The following is a 3,961-nucleotide window of genomic DNA, read 5'->3' on the forward strand; positions in this document are numbered from 1 at the left end:
CCGCCGTGCCCGGACAGCGCGAGCAGCACGTCGAACCTCTCCCGCACGTCCTCGGCGGTGACGGGTTTCTCGTCCAGGGCCAGCGGCGACCTCGCCTCGTGCAGCCACGAGAGCTCGGGGCTGGAGCGCGCGGCCTCCCACGCTCCGGGCGCCTGCTGCGCCGTCGTCACGTCGAGGAAGACACGGGTGTGGAACATGAACCGGCAACGGCCGATGACCAGGTCGGCCGGGGTGGACCTGACAGCCAGGTGCGACTCCAGCAGGCCGGGGGACGGCACCTCGTCGTCCAGCGCCAGCAGCACCACCGGGGCGCGTGCGGCGGCCACACCCGCGTTGTAGCCCCCGCCGAGCCCGATCTCCTCCCGGCGCACCACCCTGGGCGTGTAGCCGAGGTCCCAGGTGGGGATGACCTCCGACAGCACCGGGTCGCTCCGGTTGTCGACGACGACGACCTCGTACTCGTCGTGCGGAAGGGTCTGCCTGCCGAACCCGGTGAGGGTGAGCCGGAGGCGTGATGTCCCGTGCCGGGTGTCGGAGCAGTACGAGGGCAGCACGACGCTGATTCGCGGTTGGCTCACGGGATTACCACCTGGTCTGGTCGGTTCGCGGTCCACGGCTGGCGCCCCGACCGCTGTCGGGCTCGGGAGAACTCGGCCGCCGGATCGGCGGAGAGCAGCAGGAGGTCGAGGGCGGACAGGTTCGGCTGCCAGTGCTCCCGCCGATCGCCGTAGGGCAGCGGCGCGAACAGGTGCTCCTCCAGCAGCACGCCCTCCGCGCGCCACAGCTCGGGCTGGACGTAGTTGCGCCCGCCCGTGCCGGACAGGTAGCTGTCGCACCCGAGCAGCTCGCTCAGCAGGAGCAGGCGACGGTTGGGCTCCAGCACGCGCGGGATGCCGAGCTCGCTCTCGCGCACGATGGGGGTGTCGATGCCGAGGACGTCCATGAGGTGGCGGATGAGCGCTTCGTTGATCACCGCGAGGGTGGTGTCGCGAATCGGCCCCAGTGCCTCGGACAACGCGTCGATCCGCGCCCCGGAGGCGCTGCCGGGGTACTCCTGCCGCAACACGCGCAGGTGTCTGGGCAGCCAGCTGCCGTCCACCGGACGCGTGTCGCGGATGGGGGCTCGGTGCGATCCGTGCACGGGCACCGTCAACCACCGCCACGAGTCGCCGGAGCGGACCCGGTTGCGGTTCTGCCACTCCTGCTTGGCGTAGTTCAGGTCGTCCTGCAGGACGAGGACGTCGGCCCGCGCCGCGCGGTCGAAGAAACCGAGGTAGGGCGCGTAGTTGGGCTGCTGGGCCATGAGCGTGCGCACGCGATCCCCCTACCGGTAGCCGTTGGCTTGGAGTTCGTAGAGCTGGGCGTACGGCCCTCCGGCAGCCATCAGCTCGTCGTGGGCGCCCATCTCGGCGATTCCACCGTCCTGGACCACGACGATGCGATCGGCCATCCGCACCGTGGAGAACCTGTGCGACACCAGAACGGTGATCGCGCCGGTCTCGCGGCCGTGGAGCCCCGCCCTGGCGAACCGCTCGAACAGCGCGTGCTCCCCCGCCGCGTCGAGCCCGGAACTGGGCTCGTCGAGAACCAGGAGGGCGGGGCTGACGCGCATCAGGGCGCGGGCGAGGGCGATCTTCTGCCACTGCCCGCCGGAGAGGTCGACACCACCCGGCCAGCGCGCGCCGAGCTGCGTGTCCCAGGTCCGGGGCAGGCCCTCCACCACCTCCTCGCCACCCGCTCGGCGGACGGCGGCCAGCACTCCCCCCAGGTCCCCGGACAGCGGCAGCTGACCGATGCCAACGCTTTCCCGGAGGAGCAGCTCCCAGCGGACGAAGTCCTGGAAGCACGCAGACAGCGCGCGCCGCCACTCGTGCGGGTCGACGTCCGCCAGGTCCACCCCGTCGACCAGGACGCGCCCCGCTGTCGGTCGGTAGAGGCCGCACAGGAGGTTGACGAGCGTGGTCTTGCCCGCGCCGTTGTCGCCGACCACGGCGAGGGTCGTCCCCGCGGCTACCTCCAAGCGGACGTCGCGCAGCACGTCCCGATCGGTTCCCGGATACCGGAAGCTGACGCGGTCCAGCACGATCCCGCGTCCGGGGGTGGTCTGCCGGGGCAGGGGCGCCCCACCCCGGCCCGTCAGATCCCGCGCGTAGTCCACCAGCCACAACAGGCGGCGCGCGGTGACCAGGGCCCGCCGCACGCCCACCACGGAGTGGGTGACCACATCCATCTGCTCGTGCAGCCTGACGGCCAGCGCCAGCACCAGCAGCACCTCACCGGGCGAGGTCTGCCCCTGGATCGCGCGCAGCAGGACGAGGGCGATCGCGCAGGCGAACCCGGTCGAGAAGACGAGCCACCCCGCGCACACCAGCAGCACGGCCCGGCGTTCGGCCCGGTCGCGCTCGCCGATCAGGGCCTGGAACAGGGCCGTCGTCCTGGCCTGGATCCCGGAGGCCGCGCGCAGGACGCGCACTTCCTTGGCCGAGCCGGGGCGGACCACCAGGTCCACCAAGCGGTCGACCATGCGCAGGCGCGACGCCTGACCGTCCTCCAAGCGGGCGCGGACCGCTTCCGCCTTGCCGCCCCACACGATCGTCGGCACGCCGAAGAGGACCAGCGACAGCAGCAGGGGGTCGACCGTCGCCAGTGCCACGAGGGTGACCGCGCCGAGCACCGCCACCTGCGCCAGTCCCACCAGCCTGCCCAGCAGGTCGCCCAACGACGTCGACTGGCTGCGCGCCACCTCGACCTTGTCCAGGTACTCGGGCAGCTCGAGGTGCTCAGCGGTCGGGAGTTCGGAGGACAGCCTGGCCAGGTCGCGCTGGAAGGCGTGGTCGGTCTTCTCGCGCAGCGCCAGTTCCAGCTTTCCCGCGGGGTGGTTGAGCGCGGAGCTGCCCGCGTCGGCCACGGCGAACAACGAGGCCGCCCACATCGCGCCCTGCACGTCCCCGCGCAGCGCTGCGTCCACCACCAGTGCCAGCGCCACGGCGCCGAGCGGTTCCAGCAGTCCTGCGGCGATCCGCATGGCGACCACGACGGCGCACAACCGCCGATCGGCTCGCCACGCGTACCCCAGGACGACCCGCAGTGCGCGCGAAGCCCCGGAGCGAGACCTGGTGGTCGCCTTCGTCATCGGGGCGGGGATCGGGTCAGGCATCGACGCCTCCCGGCGCTCGCTCGGCGAACCGCTCCGCCTGGAGGCGGAACATCCTGGCGTAGTGCCCGTTCGCCGCCATCAGCTCGTCGTGGGTGCCGTCCTCGGTGATCCGACCTCCGTCGAGCACCACGATCCGGTCCGCGCGGCGCACGTTCGTGAAGCGGTGCGACACGAGCACGGTCGTCGTTCCGCGCGTGGCGTCCAAGAAGCGCTCGAACACCTCGGCCTCGGCGCGCACGTCCAGGTTCGAGGTCGGCTCGTCGAGGATCAGCAGATCCGCCCCGGTCCGGGCGCCCGCCAGCGCGCGGGCGAGGGCGATCCGCTGCCACTGGCCGCCGGACAGCTCGGCTCCGCCGTCGAAGTCCTTGGACAGCGGGGTGTCCAACCCCCGCGGCAGCCCGTCGAGCGCCTCGGCGGCCCCGCTGGCACGGGCGACCTCCCACAGCTGCTCGTCGGTGAGCGGGCTCTTCGCGCCGACCGCGATGTTGTCCCTGGCGGACCAGGGGTAGTGGACGAAGTCCTGGAAGACGGGGGACAAGCGGGCGCGCCACGCGTTCTCGTCGACATCGCGCAGGTCGATCCCCCCCGCGGTGACGCGGCCGGAAGCCGGGTGGCGGAGTCCGGCGAGCAGGGCGATGAGCGTGCTCTTGCCCGCGCCGTTGTCGCCCACGACAGCCAGCGACCGGCCGGGGTGCAGGACGAGGTCGAGCCCGTCGAGCACCAACTCGTCCAGGCCGGGGTAGCGGAACGTGACGCCCTCGAACCGGACCGGGTCCCCCGGCGCCGGGGGGGAGCGGCGAGCCG

General features: G+C 72.5%; 4 protein-coding genes. All 4 read right to left on the reverse strand.

Going from position 1 to position 3,961, the window contains the following annotated elements; genetic code table 11:
* A partial coding sequence (locus ACTUAL_RS27775; protein ID WP_440902307.1) for a glycosyltransferase family 2 protein occupies positions 1-578 on the reverse strand: 578 nt, incomplete at its 3' end.
* Positions 575-1,315 (reverse strand): WbqC family protein, encoded by a 741-nt coding sequence (locus ACTUAL_RS27780; protein ID WP_096495594.1) that lies wholly within the window; start codon positions 1,313-1,315, stop codon positions 575-577. The genes ACTUAL_RS27775 and ACTUAL_RS27780, both read right to left, overlap by 4 nt.
* Before the next feature lie 9 nt (positions 1,316-1,324).
* Entirely contained in the window at positions 1,325-3,157 is a 1,833-nt protein-coding gene (locus ACTUAL_RS27785; RefSeq protein WP_440902308.1) for an ABC transporter ATP-binding protein, read from the reverse strand.
* Positions 3,150-3,961: ATP-binding cassette domain-containing protein (locus tag ACTUAL_RS27790; RefSeq protein ID WP_440902309.1), on the reverse strand; the 812-nt coding region annotated here is incomplete at its 5' end. The genes ACTUAL_RS27790 and ACTUAL_RS27785, both read right to left, overlap by 8 nt.

The organism is Actinosynnema sp. (assembly GCF_052038725.1).

What these genes read in the sequence shown, in the direction of transcription:
- ACTUAL_RS27785 (WP_440902308.1), bottom strand. Translation starts at nt 3,157, where the DNA reads ATGCCTGACCCGATCCCCGCCCCGATGACGAAGGCGACCACCAGGTCT.